The sequence below is a fragment of the Streptomyces sp. NPDC057565 genome, assembly GCF_042801455.1.
In the GTDB taxonomy this organism is placed as follows: domain Bacteria; phylum Actinomycetota; class Actinomycetes; order Streptomycetales; family Streptomycetaceae; genus Streptomyces; species Streptomyces yanii.
The window spans coordinates 338,828-354,444 of the sequence record NZ_JBHVFU010000005.1 but is presented as its reverse complement, the minus strand read 5'-3'; the positions used below and the strand labels follow the sequence as shown (position 1 = coordinate 354,444).

The window sequence follows — 15,617 nt, the reverse complement described above, 5'->3', positions numbered from 1 at the left end:
CACATGCACACAACAGCGGGGATCGGCCTGCTGCTGGGCCTGGCGGCCGCGGTGAGCGCCTTCGCCACCGCTGCTCTCCTCCTGCGCCGCACCTACCGGCGGTCCCGCTGGACCGCCGTGGCGAGTGTGGCTCTGACCGTCTTCGCGTGGGGCTTCGCGCAACGCCCCTATCTGCTGCCCACTTCCCTGACCGTGGCCGACGGGGCGGGCGCCACTCATACGCTGTGGTGGCTGGTGATCGTCACGGTCGTCGCGATCGTGCTGATCGGGCCCGCTCTGGTGCTCCTCTACTGGATGGACACGCACGGCGAGCTGGAATCCCTGACCGACGCCGATACGCAGGCCGGCCGGGCACCCGGCGACATCCGGTAGCTCAGCCGCCGTACGTCAGCGGAGCCGTTCGACGATATGGTCGCCGACCCGCAGGGCGTTGGCGATGGCGGTCAGGGACGGATTCACCGCGCCGATGCTCGGGAAGAAGCTGGTGTCGACGACGTACAGGTTGTCCAGGTCATGGGCCCTGCAGTTGATGTCGAGGGCCGCGCTCTGCGGGTCCGTGCCGAAACGGATCGTTCCCGCCTGGTGTGCGGTGGCCCCGATCGGCATCCCCTTGTGGAGGTAGAGGCTGTGGTCCAGCAGGTGGTGCGGATGCATCCCCAGATGCCCGAGCATGGTCTGCAGTTCGTGCCGGAGCTTCATGAGCCCCGTCATGTTGTTCTTCTCGTCGATCGACAGGTGCACCCTTCCGTCGCCGTCCAGTGTGACGCGGTTGTCCGGCAGCGGCAGGTCCTCCCCGCACAGCCAGAAGTCGACCGCGTGATGCGCGAGCACCTCGAACGGCATGTCGGGCGAGGCCTTCCCGGCCCAGCGCGGCGCCTCGCCGCGGATCTGTTCGGCGTCGGACTTCCCGAGCATCTGGATGCCGCCCAGCGGATAGTCGACCTCCTTCGATCCGAAGTACCAGTCGTTGAGCGCCAGAGTCTTCTGGAAGCGGGTCGGGTTCGGTTCCTTCGAGACCGCCATCAGTGCCAGGTTGTTGTGCCGCATGTAGTGGCGTCCCACCACGTCCGAGCTGTTGCCGAGGCCGTTCGGATGCCGGTCGCTCGCGGACCGGAACAGCAGCGCGGCGGAGTTCACCGCTCCGCAGGCGACAACCACGATGTCGGCCGCGAAGGTTGCCGTCGAACCGTCGTCGAGCTCCGCGACCACCTTGGTGACCGTGCGCCCGGTCGGGTCCGTCTCCAGCCGGCGTACATCGGCTCCGGTGATCATGCGTACGTTGTCGTGCCGGAGCGCGGGGTCGACACAGATCACCTGGGAGTCGGACTTGCCGTTCACCAGGCAGGGGAAGCCGTCGACCCGGTTGCAGCGGATGCAGACGCTGTCGTGGGTGGCGTTGCCGTCGCCGTCCTGGGTGAGGTCGACCCCGATCGGCAGGTGGAAGGGGTGCAGTCCCTGCTTCTCCAGGTCGTCGCTGAGCTGCTGGATCCGCGGCTCGTGCCGGACCGGCGGGTGACGGTACTGGGCACTGGCCGGCCCCTCGGTCGGGTCCTCGCCGTGCATGCCGTGCACCAGGTAGAGGTGCTCGGCCTCGGTGTAGTACGGCTCCATGTCCTCGTAACGGATGGGCCAGGCGGGGGAGATGCCGTCGTGGTGCCGAAGCTCACCGAAGTCCTCGGGCCGCAGGCGGAACAGCGCCGCGCCGTAGAACTTGGTGTTGCCCCCGACGTAGTAGTTCACCTCAGGGGTGAACTCACGGCCGTGCCTGTCGTACCAGGTCTCGGACGCAAGATACCTGGCCTTCACGAACACCGCGGTCGAGTCCCAGTTGTCGATCTCCCGGGGCAGATAGCCGCCCCGCTCCAGGATCAGGACACGTCTGCCCGAGGGGGCGAGCCGGTGGGCGAGTGTGCCGCCGCCCGCGCCGGTACCGATGATGATGACGTCGTACGTCTCGTCGTCCGCCATGAGAGCTCCCGTTCTCGAAGTGACGCACGTGCTGTCACGGCCTCACAGGATCGCGATCGGATTGATGGGGGAGCCGGTGGCCGCGGGAAGCCGGAGAGGCGCGATGACACAGAGGAAGGACCACCGGTCCTCCGCCTCGCAGACCGGCACCAGATCCTCGAACTGCAGGTAGTCCAGCAGGTGCAGACCCATGGCGTGGACTCCCAGCACGTGGACGGGGAAGTCGACGCCCTCCGTCGTGCTGGGGGCGCTGTCGTTGTTGCCGTCGCTGCCGAGCAGTGCGACTTTCCGGTCCGCCAGGAACTCCATGGCCGTCGGGTGGAGTCCGGCCCTGGCCCCTTCCGTGTCCCACGGCCCGAGTTCGTCGCGCCGGCGCCGGTGACCCACCCGGACGAAGAGCAGGTCTCCCTGGGTGACCCGGAGGTGGTGGGCGGACTCGGCAGCGGCGAGTTCGTCACCGGTGACGGAGTCGCCCGGCTCCAGCCACGGGACACCGCGCAACCGCGGAATGTCGAGGAGAACGCCCCGGCCGACGATTCCGTCATGCGCCAGTTCCACCGACAGCTCGGTCGCTCCCTCCGGCGTCAGAGTGCTCGCCGGCACGCCGCCGTACAGCGTTCCGTCGAAGACCACGTGGCAGAGGGCGTCGAGATGGCTGTCGGCGTCCCCATGCACGTTCGTGGCAATGCGGTCCCGTGCGAACTGCAGCCCTTCCGCGTGGATATGGCCCGCCACTGCGCCGGTCATCACATGCTTGCAGGGGTCGGGATTGTCAGGCCCCTGCCGGGTTTCCACGGGCGCCGCCATCGTCACCGTCAGGCCCGATCCGACCTCGGCCGCCGCCGCCCGCACCTGCCGTGGCGTGATGTCGTCCAGGGCGCCGCGGCCGGCGCCCCGGCCGTCCGGTCTTCGCACGCGCGCATAGAGACCGGCGAACTCGGCGGCGCTCACCGGGGACGGTGCTGTGGGGCGCGGCTGTGCGGCCATGGGCCGTGATCCTCTCGGAGAGCCACCCCGGCGGCTGCCCGGGCGGGCGCGGTGTCCCGGCTGCTGCCGGGGGAGCGTCGACAGGGTCAGCGGCCCTCCTCGTCGTCGAGCGCCTCATCGAGCGTGATGGCGGCCATGATCAGGGACAGGTGGGTGAACGCCTGTGGGAAGTTGCCCAGTTGCTCCCCGCTCGGGCCGATCTCCTCGGCGAAGAGGCCGACATGGTTGGCGTAGGTCTGCATCTTCTCGAAGGCGTACCGGGCCTGGGAGAGCCGCCCCGCGCGGGTCAGCGCGTCGACGTACAGGAACGTGCAGAGACTGAAGGTGCCTTCGCAGCCGCGCAGCCCGTCGGGCGAGGCCGCCGGGTCGTAGCGGTAGACGAGGCTGTCGGAGACGAGTACGCGGTCCATGGCGTCGAGCGTGGACAGCCAGGACGGGTCTCTGGGGGACACGAACTCGACCCTTGGCATCAGCAGCAGCGAGGCATCCAGCACATCGCCGCCGTAGTGCTGGACGAAGGCCTTCTCCGCATCGCTCCAGCCGCGTTCCATGACCTGTTCGAAGATGGCGTCCCTCGTTCTCGTCCATCTGGCCGTGTCGGCGGGCTTGCGGAAGAAGTCCGCCAGGCGGAGGGCGTGGTCGAAGGCGACCCAGGACATCACCCGGCTGTACGTGAAGTCCTTGCGTCCGCCACGGGTCTCCCAGACGCCCTCGTCCGGCCGGTCCCAGGTGTCGGCGAGCCAGTCGAGCGTCCTGGTGAAGGCCTTCCACCCCGCGTACGTGGCCTGTCGGCCGATCCCACGCCCCTGGGACAGCGCGTAGACGGCTTCGCCATAGATGTCCAGCTGCAGCTGGACGGCGGCGGCGTTGCCCGCACGGACGGGGTACGAGCCCTGGTACCCCTCGAGATGTGCCAGGATCTCCTCGGGCAGATTCGGGTCGCCGTCCACCCGGTACATGGTCTGCAACGGCTCTCCGTCGGTGCCCTCGCGGTCATGCAGGCGTGCGACGAGCCAGTGGACGAACGCGGTGGCTTCCTCGACGAAGCCGAGGTCCAGCAGGGCACGGACGGACAGGGAACCGTCACGCACCCAGGTGTACCGGTAGTCCCAGTTGCGCTCCCCGCCGACCTGTTCCGGCAGCCCCATCGTCGCTGCCGCGATCATCGCCCCGGTGGGGGCGTAGATGAGCAGCTTCAGGGTGATGGCCGAACGGTGGACGAGTTCGGGCCACCGGCCCCGGTATCGCGAGCTGCGCAGCCACGTCTTCCAGAAGCGGACGACGTCCCAGTGCTGTGCGGTGATGCTGTCGACCGTCGGGGGCGGAGGAGCCTCCCCGCCAGGGGCGCAGACGGTGAACAGGACGCTGCCGGCCTCGCCGGCGTTCAGGGTCACCGTGCCCCGCACATCCCGGCCGTCGCGCTCCAACGGGAAAGTGCTCTGCAGGTGGGCGCTGATGCCGGGGGCCCGGAACAGGGCACCTTCGGGGCCGAGGTCGAGCTCGTGCTCGGTACGGCCGTAGCCGAAACGTGGCCGGCACGCGAGTTCGAAGCTGACGGTTCCCCGCACGACCCGCACCATGCGGACCAGGGTGTGCCGGTCGGTGGCGACACCCGTCAGGTCGGGAGGCATGTAGTCGATCACCTCGCCCACCCCGTCCGGCGACATGAACCGGGTCACCAGAACAGCTGTGTCCGGGTAGTACAGCTGCTTGCTGCTTCCTTCGGGATGATCCGGCGCCAGCTGGAAGTGTCCGCCGTGCTCGCAGTCGAGCAGGGCACCGAAGATGCTGGGTGAGTCGAAGCGGGGAGCGGCGAACCAGTCGATCACGCCGCGCGACGAAACGAGCGCGGCGGTCTGCAGATCACCGACGAGCCCGTGGTCTGCGATCGGCGGATAGCGGTCGTCCATGGTGGCTCCGGGGTGTGGGAAGCCCCCCACCCCACCCACTATCCGGCAGAACGGATCTCCGCGCCTGGGCTGAATGAGGGAGGCGGACGGGCCCCTCCGCCTGCCGGTGTCACGGCATGATCGCTCGACCGCGCCACGTCCCCTGCGCAGACGGGGACGGACGAGCCTTTCTGCCCGCGGGCATGCCCCCCGCCGGGCGAACCTGCCGCCGCATTCAAGCAGGACACACGTGTCCTGCTTGACTCGGCAGATCGCTGTCCGCACGCTCCCGGGAGGCGGCCGACGGACCGGGCCGCCCCCGGCCCGGACTTGCGGGCCGTCCGCCCCACGGGCAGGCCGAGGAGGCCACGCGTGCACGAGAGCCGGACGGGACGGCAGGTGACTCTCCGCCATCGCGACCACGAGGCCGTCGTCGTCGAACTCGGTGCGGCCCTCCGCCACTACGCCGTCGGCCGGCGGCCGGTACTCGACGGATTCGCGCCGGACGACCGGATCACCGGCGGACGCGGTCAGATTCTCGTGCCGTGGCCCAACCGGATCGCGGACGGGCGCTACCGCTGGGACGGCCGGGACCACCAACTGCCGTTGACCGAGCCGGAGAACGGCAACGCCATCCACGGCCTGCTCCGCTGGACATCGTGGCGGGTCGTCGAGGCGCAGGACGACCGCGCGGTGCTCGACACCCCCCTGTGGCCCCAGCCCGGCTATCCCTTCCACCTCCGGGTCCGTGCCGAGTACACCCTCGGCGACGGCGGCCTCGATGTGACCGTGACCGCACGCAACGTCGGCACGGGCGCCGCACCCTACGGAGTCGGCCAGCACCCCTATTTCGTGGTCGGCACCGCAGTCGTGGACGACGCGCTGCTGACCGTGCCGGCGCGGACACGGCTGCGCACCGACGACCGGGGACTTCCGGTCGCTGCCGAACCGGTTGCGGGCACGCCCTACGACTTCCGTGCACCACGAGCCCTGGGCACCCAGCGGCTGGACACACCGTTCGGTGGGCTCGACCGGGATTTGCACGGGCGGGCCGCGGTGCGCCTGACCCATTCCTCCGGCGCATGGGGCACGGACGTATGGCTCGGCGAGGGCGTCGAACACGTGCAGCTCTACACCGGGGACACCCTGCCCGAGAGCGAGCGGCGCCGCGCTGTCGCCATCGAGCCGATGTCGTGCCCTCCGGACGCGTTCCGCAGCGGGACGGGACTTGTCGCTCTGGGGCCCGGTGAGGAGCACACACTCCGGTGGGGGATCACCCCGTGGCAGGAATGACGGCTGCGCCGTGATGCTCGGCCGGACCACCACCGGTCCGACGGCCACGCGCGAACCGGTGCGGCCGACCGCGTTCGTCCCGCTGCCGTCCTGTCGTCGGCCGGTCCGCTCGCGAGGGAGTTCTCCATGACGACGAATCAGGTCTTCATCGGTGTGGGACTCACCCTGGTGCTCGCCGTCGGTTCGCAGATCCTGGCCGGCCGGCTGCGCATCCCGGCGCTCATCGTGCTGCTGCCGGTCGGGTTCACCGCCGGGGCGCTGGTGGACGACCTGGATCCGCAGCGCCTGCTGGGCCCGGCGTTCTCGCCACTGGTGTCGCTCGCCGTCGCGGTGATCCTCTACGACGCGGGCCTCGGGCTCGATCTCGGGAAGCTGAAGGGCCATACCCGTGTCGTCGTCGTCCGGCTGATCTGGATCGGCGTCCTGGTCAGCTGGGTGCTCGGCACACTGGTCGCCATTTTGCTGCTGGACATGGACCGGCGGGCGGACGTCATGCTGGGTGCGATCCTCGTGGTCTCCGGGCCGACCGTGGTCGGTCCGCTGCTCAGCCTCGTCCGGCCGAAGCAACGGCTGCAGCACATCCTGGTCTGGGAGGGCTCGCTCATCGACCCGGTCGGCGGCATCCTGGGAGCGCTCGTCTTCCACCTCGTCGAAGCGAGCGGCGGCCGTCATGCCGGGTTCGGCGCGGTGAAGTTCCTCGGCAGCGTCGGCGTGGGACTGGCGGGAGGCGTCGTCGGAGCCGCGCTGCTGTGGGTGCTGCTCCGGGTGCTCCGGCTCGGCGAGGTCCTCGGGACGACGGCCCAGCTCGCCGCGGTGATCGCGGTGGCGGCCTTCTGCGATGTGGTCCGTGAGGACACCGGACTCATCGCTGCCGTGGTGATGGGACTGGCCGTCGCCAACCTTCCACGCTTCGACGTCCCGGCACGCCGGCCCTTCTTCGAGACCCTGGTCAGCCTGATCCTCGGGCTGCTCTTCATTTCGATCTCGGCCACCGTCACCCCGCAGTCGCTGCGCCACGTGGTCCTGCCCGCGCTGGGCCTGGCCGTTGTGCTGGTGATCGTGGTCAGACCCCTGGTGGCGGTCCTGTCGACGCTCGGCACGGACCTGTCACGGGGCGAGCGGGGTTTCATCGGCTGGATGGCTCCCCGCGGAATCGTCGCGGCGGCGACCGCCTCGACCTTCTCCGCCGCCCTGGTGGGGAGGGGAATCGGCGGCGCCTCGAAGATTCTCCCGGCCACGTTCGTCGTCATCGTGGCCACGGTGACGCTGTACGGGCTGACGGCGTCGGCCGTCGCCCGGCGGCTGGGCGTCGTGCGGCCGGCCCGCTCACGCCCGCTCCTGGTCGGCGGTGAGCAGTGGGTGGTGGATCTCGGGGTGGCACTGAGATCGGCGGGGCTTCCGGTACTGATGTGGGCCGGGCTGGAGCAGCAGCGTGAGCGCATCGGACAGGCCGGACTCGACCTGGCCCCGGGGGAACTGCTGGCCGCCGCCACCGGTGAGGGGGCCGAGCTGGAGGGCATCACGGCGGTGTTCCTCCTGACCGCCGAGGACGACTTCAATGCGCTGGCGGCCACCATCCTGCGCGGCAGCGTCGAAGGATCCGTCCATCGCGTCGGTGCTCCGCGCGAGAGCCTCGGCGTGGTCGCCCCGTTCATCGGTGGCGAGGTCCTGTTCGGCACAGAACTGACCGGGGCGGTGCTGACCCGGAGGTACGAGGACGGGGCGTCCATCGTGACCAGGCCCGCGGACCAGGCCGCGCCGGCCGACTGGGACACGCTGTTCCTCGTCAGGGGCGACGGCCGGCTCGATCCGGTCACCGAGGAGAACCGCCCGCTGCCCGGGCCGGGCGACTTCGCCGTCCTCCTGGCTCCCGCCTCCGGCGGACGTCCGGCCGCGCCTCCCGCTCCGGCCGGAGTGTGACGCCGCAGGGCCCCGCACGAAAAAGCGGATACGGGTCGAGGTGATCCTCGACCCGCATCCGCTCCGTCTCCTGCGAAGGGAGACCTTCTGGTGTCCGAGGGGGGACTTGAACCCCCACGCCCGATAAAGGGCACTAGCACCTCAAGCTAGCGCGTCTGCCATTCCGCCACCCGGACAAGGTGTCTGTCTCGCGGGCCGTGCCCGTTCCGACGTGGAAAACAATAGCAAACAATCGGGGGTGCTCGATCACGCCACTGGCCGTGTGAACGGCGCGTGACGGGGGACGGGCGCCCTTGGGTGTGCGGGCCGGGCGCGGGAGGATGTGGGGGAGCACCAGGGTGACAGTGGAAGGAAGCAGCGTGAGCGAGACGAACAAGGCCGACGGCCTGTCCGGCGAGGACGAGGTCGTGGACCTCTGCCGTGAGCTGATCCGGATCGACACCAGCAACTACGGAGACCACTCGGGCCCGGGTGAGCGGGCGGCCGCCGAGTACGTCGCGGAGAAGCTCGCCGAGGTCGGGCTCGAACCGAAGATCTTCGAATCCCACAAGGGCCGTGCATCGACCGTGGCCCGGATCGAGGGCGAGGACCCGTCCAGGCCCGCGCTGCTCATCCACGGGCACACCGACGTCGTCCCGGCCAACGCCCAGGACTGGACGCACCACCCGTTCTCGGGCGAGGTCGCGGACGGTTGTGTGTGGGGGCGCGGCGCCGTCGACATGAAGGACATGGACGCGATGACCCTCGCGGTCGTCCGTGACCGGATGCGCAGCGGTCGCAAGCCCCCGCGCGACATCGTGCTGGCCTTCCTCGCCGACGAGGAGGCGGGTGGTACGTACGGTGCGCGGTATCTCGTCGACAAGCACCCGGATCTCTTCGACGGTGTGACCGAGGCGATCGGCGAGGTCGGCGGCTTCTCCTTCACCGTCAACGAGAAGCTGCGGCTCTATCTCGTGGAGACGGCCGAGAAGGGCATGCACTGGATGCGGCTCACCGTGGACGGCACCGCCGGGCACGGCTCGATGACCAACAGCGACAACGCGATCACCGAGCTCTGCGAGGCGGTCGGGCGGCTCGGCCGGCACAAGTGGCCGGTCAGGGTCACCAAGACCGTCCGGTCCTTCCTCGACGAACTGTCCGACGCACTCGGCACCCCCCTCGACCCGGAGGACATGGACGCCACGCTCGACAAGCTGGGCGGCATCGCCAAGATGATCGGCGCCACCCTCCGCAACTCCGCCGCCCCCACCATGCTTGGCGCCGGTTACAAGGTGAACGTGATCCCCGGCCAGGCCGTCGCCCATGTCGACGGTCGCTTCCTGCCCGGCTTCGAGGACGAGTTCCTGGCCGACCTGGACCGGATCCTCGGCCCGCGGGTGAGGCGCGAGGACGTGCACGGCGACAAGGCGCTGGAGACCAGCTTCGACGGCTCCCTGGTCGACGCGATGCAGATCGCGCTGAAGGCGGAGGACCCGATCGCCCGCGCCGTCCCGTACATGCTCTCCGGCGGCACCGACGCCAAATCCTTCGACGACCTCGGCATCCGCTGCTTCGGATTCGCGCCGCTGAAGCTGCCGCCGGAGCTCGATTTCGCGGGCATGTTCCACGGTGTCGACGAGCGGGTGCCGGTCGACGGCCTCCAGTTCGGTGCGCGGGTACTCGACCGTTTCATCGACAACTGCTGAATTACCGCGCCCTGTTCCGGTAATCGTCAGCGTGTGCGTACGTGACCGGAACGAGTGAAAGGGGTCATTGCCTCGTAGCCCGACCACTTATTCCTCGTTACAGGTGATGCGGTCCGCGGCTGGGACCGCATTGCCAACTAGGAGGAATAATGATCAAGAAGATCGTCGCCGCTGCGGCAGCCACCGGTGGTCTGGTGCTTGCGGGTGCGGGTATGGCCGTCGCCGACTCGGGCGCCCAGGGTGCCGCGGCCGGCAGCCCCGGTCTGATCTCGGGCAACACCATCCAGGTTCCCGTGCACGTGCCGGTGAACCTGTGCGGCAACACGGTCTCCGTGATCGGGCTGCTGAACCCCGCCTTCGGCAACTACTGCGCCAACTCCTGACGTTGTGCGTCAACCCGTAAGGGTTTGAGCCCGTCGGCCCCGGAGCGCACGCCATGCGCTCCGGGGCCGACGGGCACTCCACCCCCGTGCGGTCAAGTCCGGGGGTATTCCGGAAGGTAGAAGGCAGGGAAATACCTATGCGACAGGTCGCGCGTAAGGGCCTGATGACCATGGCGGCGGCAGGCGGAGTGCTCGCGCTGAGTGGCGGATACGCACACGCCGATGCGGGAGCGGTCGGCGACACGTCGAATTCCCCGGGGGTGCTGTCAGGGAATTCGGTGAAAATCCCGGTCGACGTCCCGGTCAACGTATGCGGTAACTCCGTGAGTGTTGTCGGACTGCTCAATCCGGCGGCCGGAAATGCTTGCGGAAACGGATCGGAAAACAGTGCCTCGGGGCGGCACGGCTCGGGCGCCCAGGCATCGGGTGCGCAGGCATCGGGCCGCCACGCGGCGACCGGCCGCGGCATGGGCGACCTGACCCGCGAGCACCGGGCCGGAACGGGCAAGCACCGGGCCGGAGACAACGGAAGCTTCAGCGGCGCCACGGCCGAGGGGTACGCGAACGGGTCGCCCGGCGTCCTTTCGGGCAATCACATCCAGGTCCCCGTCGACGTCCCCGTGAACGCCTGCGGTAACAGCGCCACCATCGGTGGACTGCTCAACCCTGCAACCGGCAACACGTGCGCGAACGATGCCGACGTGAGCACGCCCCCGGTGGACGTTCCGGTCACCCCGGTCACCCCGGTCACCCCGGTCACCCCGGTCACCCCGGTCACCCCGGTCACCCCGGTCACCCCCGAGAATCCCGAAGTGCCAGGACCGCGAGGAGTGCCGAACGCGCCCGAGCCCCAGCTCGCCCACACCGGAGCGGGCGGGCTCGACCTGCTGGTCCCGGCAGGCGCGGGTCTGCTGCTGGCGGGCGCGGGTACGGTGCTGTACCGCCGCTCCCGTGCGGCCGCATAACAGCGCGCTGCGGCACCGGGCCGGAAGGCATGAAAACGAGCGGGCCCCGCGGATGCGGGGCCCGCTCGTCTCACCAGGTGGCGCGTAGCTGGCGAATGATCCGCCGCCGCAGCCGCACCCTGCGGCTGCCGTCACGGCGCAGCGTCAATCGATCCAACTCCCAGTGCCCGTACTCGGCATGGTCAGTCAGCAGGCGGGCGGTCTCCTTCCGGGAGACCCCGCGTGGCACGTACACATCGACAAATTCGTATTCCGGCATCGCATCTATTGTGCGGGCAGAGGCTGTGTACGGATAGCGTCTGCACTATGTCTGATGCTGCGCAGCCCACCGCTGCCGAGGTACGCGCCGCCGCCGATGCGGTCAAAGCCGCGCTCGACCATCACCTCGCGGCGGTCGAGCACCGGTCCGGGGACGACGACCCCGCCGTCTATGAGGCGTTCAATGCACTGGCCGCTGCGGCCGAGGTCTACGACGAACTCCTCTACGACCGATACGACGAGGTCACTCCCTTCGAGATCCCCGGTGTCGACGACTCCCTGCCGCCGTACGGCGGTCCTGAGGACCCCAAGGCGCTCAGCGTGCTGATCCGCCGCGACTACGCAGTGGTGGAGCCGCCCCGGCTGCTCGCCCAGGCGCAGCGGATCGCCAATCCGGACCCGGACCGCCGCGCCAACGGGACCGGCGCCGTGGTCGGCGCCAGTGTCCATGCGGCGCTCGGCGTGCTCTTCGGCGAGTACGAACCGGACGAGATCGCCTCCCGGCACCAGGAGTTCGGCCTGGAGGAAGGCGACTCCACGCTGTGGGTCTCCGCAGCGGAAGAGCTTCCCGAGCCGGGGGAGTGGCTCAGTGCCCCGTTCGACGAGGCCGACCCTCAACTGGTGGTGTGCCGCTTCGACGTCAGTTCCGTCTTCGACGAGGACGAACTCGACGAGGAGCTGGACGACCTGGCGATCGAAAGCTCCTGACCGTGTGCTGTCGGTGACAAACAGTCGTCGCCGGTGCCCCGCCCGGGGCACCGGCGACGCACCGGACGCCGCGCGGCCGCCCTTCGAGCGACGACGGCAGTCCGACGGCCGAGCCTAAGGGCGGCGGTCCTAGGGCGTGTGTCGGAAGTCCCGCCTGCCCCGCGACGCCCGGCACGCACGCTCGCTCGCTGCGTTGTCGGGGTCGCCCGAGTACGTCCAGTACGAGGACGACCCTCCGCCTTGCGATCGCACGCACCGGACGCCGCCGGGCCCACCCTTCGGGCGGACGGCGGGACTTCCGACACACGCCCTAGGACGTCACCGTCTGCTGCGCCTCCAGCAGGGCGCGCAGCCGGGTCGTGCGGTCCTGGGACGGGGGCAGGGCCACCGCGCGCGAAAGCGCCTGATCCACCCCGTGCACGACGGAGAGATGCCGCTCGCCACGGCTGAACGCGGTGTACACCCAGGCCCGGCTCAGCCCCTGAGCCGCGTCACCGGGCAGCACGACGACGACCGCGGGCCAGCGCATCCCGGCCGCCTGGTGGGCGCTGAGGGCCCAGCCGTGGCGCACGGACGACGCCACTCGCTCCTGCGGTACGACGACCGGCGTGCCCGCACAGTCCAGATGCAGTCCCTCGGCGTCGGCCGAGACGACCGTCCCGGGCACGGTCCTGCCGGGCGTCGGGATGTGTACGACCCGGTCGCCCGGGTCGAAGCCGCCGAACCGACCGGGACCGGGGTTGAGCCGCTGCTTGAGCGCCGCGTTCAGCGCGCGGGTGCCCGCCGAGCCGCCGTGCCCGACAGTGATCACCTGGGTGTCGGCCGACGGGACGCCGATCGCACGCGGCACCGAGTCGGCGACCAGTTGCACGGTGCGGTGCACCGCCTCGCCGGCGTCCTGCACGGGGACGATCACCACCTCCTTGCCGGGGGCCGCCACCTGGTTCAGCTCGCCGATTCCGATCCCGGAGACCAGCTCGCCGATCGGACCGGGATCCGGCGTACGGGATACGACCTGCGGGCACGCGCGGGCGGCCAGGACGTCCGCGAACACCCGCCCCGCACCTGCCGAGCCCAGCACCCCCGGGTCGCCGCTGAGCACCAGCCGCGCGCCGTCGGGGAGGGACTCCACCAGAATCGCGGCGGTCTCCACGTCCAGCTGCGGGGCGTCCAGCACGACCAGCAGATCGACGGCGATCGCCCCGTCCGCGTCCCGGCCGGGGCCCTCCGCGCCGGAGAGCAGCCCGGCGAGGGTGACGGCCGCCGACGGCTCGTCGAGCGCCTCGGCCAGCCGCCGTCTGCCGTCCACGCTGTGGGTGGCACCGAGGGCCCGCAACCCGAGGGCGCGGGCGGCGACGATCAGCGCGGCGGGTTCCGCCCGCGCCGCGTCGCCGCCCGTGTGCGCGACCAGGCCACCGGCGGCGACCGCACGGATCAGCTCGCCCGCCGACGGGGAACCGGCGGCCGGGGCCGCCTCCGACCAGTCGGCGTCCTTCTCGCAGGCGTTGACCAGCCGGGCCAGACCGTCGGCGAGGCTCTCCTCGGCCAGCGCGTACCGGTCGAGACCGAGCAGCACCTGGGGCGGCTCCTGTCCGGCCCTGTCAGCCGCCTCGTCCCCCGGCTCTGCGTCCCTGTCCGCTTCCTGTTCCTGGTCGTCCGGACCGTCCTGGAAGACCAGCACGACGCCCTCGGCGACGGCGTGCTGCACGGCCGTCTCCGGGTCGGTCACCGCACGCTCGGCGAGCGCCGCACGCACCGCCGACGCGTCCAGCGCGGTGTGGCCCTGCAGTGCGGCGCGCTCCAGCAGCCAGCCGACCAGCGCCGCCGTCCGCCGCTCGTCGTCCGGACCGCACCCGGCGCCCAGCAGGGCCCTCGCGAAGCCGTCCGCCTGCTCGGGCCGGACGGTGGGTACGGCCAGCAGCTGCCACGGGTCCGCGCGCAGCACGTCGGCCGCCTGCGCGCCGAGCGTCTCCGCCGCCGGTCCCGCCAGGGTCTCGGGTGCCCCGCCCTCCGCCAGGACGGCCGTCACCGCGGCCACGGCCTCCGGAGAGGCACCCTGCGGTGCGAACACCGGCTCGGGTTCCCGGGGGCGTACCGGCGCGGGTGCGGGAGCGGTACGGCGCGGCGCGGGCGAGTCGAAGAACGCGGCGCCGGGCTTCTCGCCGCTCTCCACGGCACGCACCGCCGCCAGCAGATCGGCCGCCTGCCCGCTCAGCTTGGCGCCCGCGACGATCGGGCCCTCCTTCTCGGCCTTGCGCTTCTCGATCCGCTCCCGCAGCTCCCGCTGGGCGGCCAGCTCGGCCTCGGCCTCCGAGAGCACGGCGGCAGCGGGCGCCGTGTCGGCGTCCGTCGCGGCCGCATCCGTCTCGTCGGCTCCCTCCGGGGCAGCCGCTGTCCCTTCCGTCTCCTCCGCCTCGCTCTCGTCGGCCCCCACGTCCTCGGCGGACGGGTCGGGTATGGCTGCAGCGGAGCCGACGACGTCGGTGTCGTCGGCGGCGGCCGAGGGGCCGGGGGATTCCCCCCGGGGAAGCGCAGTCACAGCGTGCTCCAGTCCTGGTCGGGATAGCGGTGCACGGGCGCCGACACATCGTCGAGCGCCTGGCAGATCTCGTCAGGAAGACTAAGCGCCTCCACTGACAATGCCTCCGTGAGCTGTTGCGCGTTGCGCGCGCCGACGATCGGGGCCACCACTCCGGGACGGTCCCGCACCCAGGCGAGAGCCACCTGCAGCGCCGTCGTGGCCAGCCCGTCGGCCGCCGTCGCCACCGCGTCCACGATGCGGCTCGCCGGGTCGTCGAGATATGGCTCGACGAACGGCGCGAGCAGTTCCGAGGCGCCGCGCGAGTCGGCAGGGGTGCCCGTGCGGTACTTGCCGGTCAGCACCCCGCGGCCCAGGGGCGACGACGGCAGCAGCCCCACGCCCAGATCGAGTGCGGCCGGCAGCACCTCGCGCTCCACGCCCCGCTGCAGCAGTGAGTACTCCATCTGCGTACTGGCCAGCCGGGTGCGCGCCCCGGGCGAGGCGAGCTGCCAGGTCGCCGCCTTGGCGAGCTGCCAGCCGCAGAAGTTCGACACCCCCGCGTACCGTGCGCGCCCGGTGGACACCGCCAGCTCCAGCGTCTGAAGGGTCTCCTCCAGCGGAGTCACCGGATCGAAGGCGTGGAGCTGCCACAGATCCACGTAGTCCGTACCGAGCCGTTCGAGCGAGGCGTCCAGCGCCGCCAGCAGATGACCGCGCGAGCCGTCGAAGCGGCGGTACGGGTCGGCCACGCTGCCCGCCTTCGTCGCGATGATCAGATCGCGCCGTGGCACCAGACCCTCGACGAGCCGCCCCAGCAGATATTCGGCCTCCCCGCCGCCGTACACATCGGCCGTGTCGACCAGCGTGCCGCCCGCCTCCCAGAAGGCCTTCAGCTGTTCGGCGGCGTCGTGCTCGTCGGTGTCCCGGCCCCAGGTGAGGGTGCCGAGCCCGATCCGGGACACTCGAAGGCCGGTGCGGCCGAGATGCCTCTGCTCCATGGGCGCTGAGATTACTGGCCAGAGCCCCACGGGGAGGAAGCC

The 15,617-nt window shown here is 70.8% G+C and carries 13 protein-coding genes and 1 tRNA gene; 7 read left to right on the top strand and 7 right to left on the bottom strand.

What is annotated here, in order from left to right:
- Positions 1 to 3: 3 nt before the first annotated feature.
- Positions 4 to 372: a cytochrome d ubiquinol oxidase subunit II gene (locus ACFU8W_RS14085; RefSeq protein ID WP_384035994.1), complete on the top strand. Its 369-nt coding sequence runs from the start codon at positions 4 to 6 to the stop codon at positions 370 to 372.
- 15 nt (positions 373 to 387) lie between these two features.
- Here ACFU8W_RS14085 and ACFU8W_RS14080 read toward each other — a convergent pair whose 3' ends face one another.
- The 3 genes from ACFU8W_RS14080 to ACFU8W_RS14070 form a co-directional block, all read right to left on the bottom strand.
- The gene (locus ACFU8W_RS14080; RefSeq protein WP_384035991.1) at positions 388 to 1,968 is read right to left on the bottom strand and encodes a GMC oxidoreductase; all 1,581 of its coding nucleotides are present in this window, start codon (positions 1,966 to 1,968) and stop codon (positions 388 to 390) included.
- A 42-nt stretch (positions 1,969 to 2,010) separates the two neighbouring features.
- Positions 2,011 to 2,955, bottom strand: a complete 945-nt coding sequence (locus ACFU8W_RS14075; protein WP_384035988.1) for a cyclase family protein — start codon at positions 2,953 to 2,955, stop codon at positions 2,011 to 2,013.
- A gap of 86 nt (positions 2,956 to 3,041) precedes the next feature.
- A complete protein-coding gene (locus ACFU8W_RS14070; protein ID WP_384035985.1) occupies positions 3,042 to 4,865 on the bottom strand; it encodes a glycoside hydrolase family 15 protein in 1,824 nt (607 codons plus the stop codon).
- Positions 4,866 to 5,216: 351 nt separating this feature from the next.
- On the opposite strand from ACFU8W_RS14070, the gene ACFU8W_RS14065 reads away from it, so the two are divergent.
- A complete protein-coding gene (locus tag ACFU8W_RS14065; RefSeq protein ID WP_384035982.1) occupies positions 5,217 to 6,137 on the top strand; it encodes an aldose 1-epimerase family protein in 921 nt (306 codons plus the stop codon).
- Between the two features lie 126 nt (positions 6,138 to 6,263).
- Complete coding sequence (locus ACFU8W_RS14060; protein ID WP_384035979.1) at positions 6,264 to 8,057, top strand: cation:proton antiporter; 1,794 nt, start codon at positions 6,264 to 6,266, stop codon at positions 8,055 to 8,057.
- Positions 8,058 to 8,145: 88 nt separating this feature from the next.
- On the opposite strand, the gene ACFU8W_RS14055 is transcribed toward ACFU8W_RS14060, so the two are convergent.
- Positions 8,146 to 8,233: transfer RNA gene (locus ACFU8W_RS14055), tRNA-Leu, on the bottom strand.
- Between the two features lie 183 nt (positions 8,234 to 8,416).
- On the opposite strand from ACFU8W_RS14055, the gene ACFU8W_RS14050 reads away from it, so the two are divergent.
- From ACFU8W_RS14050 to ACFU8W_RS14040, 3 genes are all read left to right on the top strand, one after another.
- Positions 8,417 to 9,742 carry a M20/M25/M40 family metallo-hydrolase gene (locus tag ACFU8W_RS14050; RefSeq protein ID WP_384035976.1) on the top strand — a complete coding sequence of 442 codons (1,326 nt, stop codon included), beginning with the start codon at positions 8,417 to 8,419 and terminating at the stop codon, positions 9,740 to 9,742.
- Between the two features lie 149 nt (positions 9,743 to 9,891).
- On the top strand, positions 9,892 to 10,125 hold the full coding sequence (locus ACFU8W_RS14045) for a chaplin (RefSeq protein ID WP_384035973.1): 234 nt from the start codon (positions 9,892 to 9,894) through the stop codon (positions 10,123 to 10,125).
- A gap of 137 nt (positions 10,126 to 10,262) precedes the next feature.
- A complete protein-coding gene (locus tag ACFU8W_RS14040) occupies positions 10,263 to 11,090 on the top strand; it encodes a chaplin (protein WP_384035970.1) in 828 nt (275 codons plus the stop codon).
- Positions 11,091 to 11,160: 70 nt separating this feature from the next.
- Here ACFU8W_RS14040 and ACFU8W_RS14035 read toward each other — a convergent pair whose 3' ends face one another.
- Positions 11,161 to 11,349, bottom strand: coding sequence for a DUF5703 family protein (locus ACFU8W_RS14035; RefSeq protein WP_030918345.1), 189 nt, complete (start codon positions 11,347 to 11,349; stop codon positions 11,161 to 11,163).
- 47 nt (positions 11,350 to 11,396) lie between these two features.
- Here ACFU8W_RS14035 and ACFU8W_RS14030 point away from each other — a divergent pair, with 47 nt between their 5' ends.
- Positions 11,397 to 12,056: a hypothetical protein gene (locus ACFU8W_RS14030; protein ID WP_384035967.1), complete on the top strand. Its 660-nt coding sequence runs from the start codon at positions 11,397 to 11,399 to the stop codon at positions 12,054 to 12,056.
- A gap of 310 nt (positions 12,057 to 12,366) precedes the next feature.
- Here the strand turns inward: ACFU8W_RS14030 and ACFU8W_RS14025 are convergent, their stop codons facing one another.
- Together ACFU8W_RS14025 and ACFU8W_RS14020 are read right to left on the bottom strand one after the other, a co-directional pair.
- Positions 12,367 to 14,595, bottom strand: a complete 2,229-nt coding sequence (locus ACFU8W_RS14025; RefSeq protein ID WP_384035964.1) for an ATP-dependent RecD-like DNA helicase — start codon at positions 14,593 to 14,595, stop codon at positions 12,367 to 12,369.
- On the bottom strand, positions 14,592 to 15,575 hold the full coding sequence (locus tag ACFU8W_RS14020; protein WP_384035961.1) for an aldo/keto reductase: 984 nt from the start codon (positions 15,573 to 15,575) through the stop codon (positions 14,592 to 14,594). Before ACFU8W_RS14020 ends, ACFU8W_RS14025 begins: the two co-directional genes overlap by 4 nt.
- Positions 15,576 to 15,617: the final 42 nt, after the last annotated feature.

Bases quoted from the DNA above. Each gene is read 5' to 3' on its own strand.
- ACFU8W_RS14070 (WP_384035985.1), bottom strand. From the start codon at position 4,865: ATGGACGACCGCTATCCGCCGATCGCAGACCACGGGCTCGTCGGTGAT.
- ACFU8W_RS14075 (WP_384035988.1), bottom strand. From the start codon at position 2,955: ATGGCCGCACAGCCGCGCCCCACAGCACCGTCCCCGGTGAGCGCCGCC.
- ACFU8W_RS14080 (WP_384035991.1), bottom strand. From the start codon at position 1,968: ATGGCGGACGACGAGACGTACGACGTCATCATCATCGGTACCGGCGCG.
- ACFU8W_RS14040 (WP_384035970.1), top strand. From the start codon at position 10,263: ATGCGACAGGTCGCGCGTAAGGGCCTGATGACCATGGCGGCGGCAGGC.
- ACFU8W_RS14020 (WP_384035961.1), bottom strand. From the start codon at position 15,575: ATGGAGCAGAGGCATCTCGGCCGCACCGGCCTTCGAGTGTCCCGGATC.
- ACFU8W_RS14030 (WP_384035967.1), top strand. From the start codon at position 11,397: ATGTCTGATGCTGCGCAGCCCACCGCTGCCGAGGTACGCGCCGCCGCC.
- ACFU8W_RS14035 (WP_030918345.1), bottom strand. From the start codon at position 11,349: ATGCCGGAATACGAATTTGTCGATGTGTACGTGCCACGCGGGGTCTCC.
- ACFU8W_RS14060 (WP_384035979.1), top strand. From the start codon at position 6,264: ATGACGACGAATCAGGTCTTCATCGGTGTGGGACTCACCCTGGTGCTC.
- ACFU8W_RS14085 (WP_384035994.1), top strand. From the start codon at position 4: ATGCACACAACAGCGGGGATCGGCCTGCTGCTGGGCCTGGCGGCCGCG.
- ACFU8W_RS14045 (WP_384035973.1), top strand. From the start codon at position 9,892: ATGATCAAGAAGATCGTCGCCGCTGCGGCAGCCACCGGTGGTCTGGTG.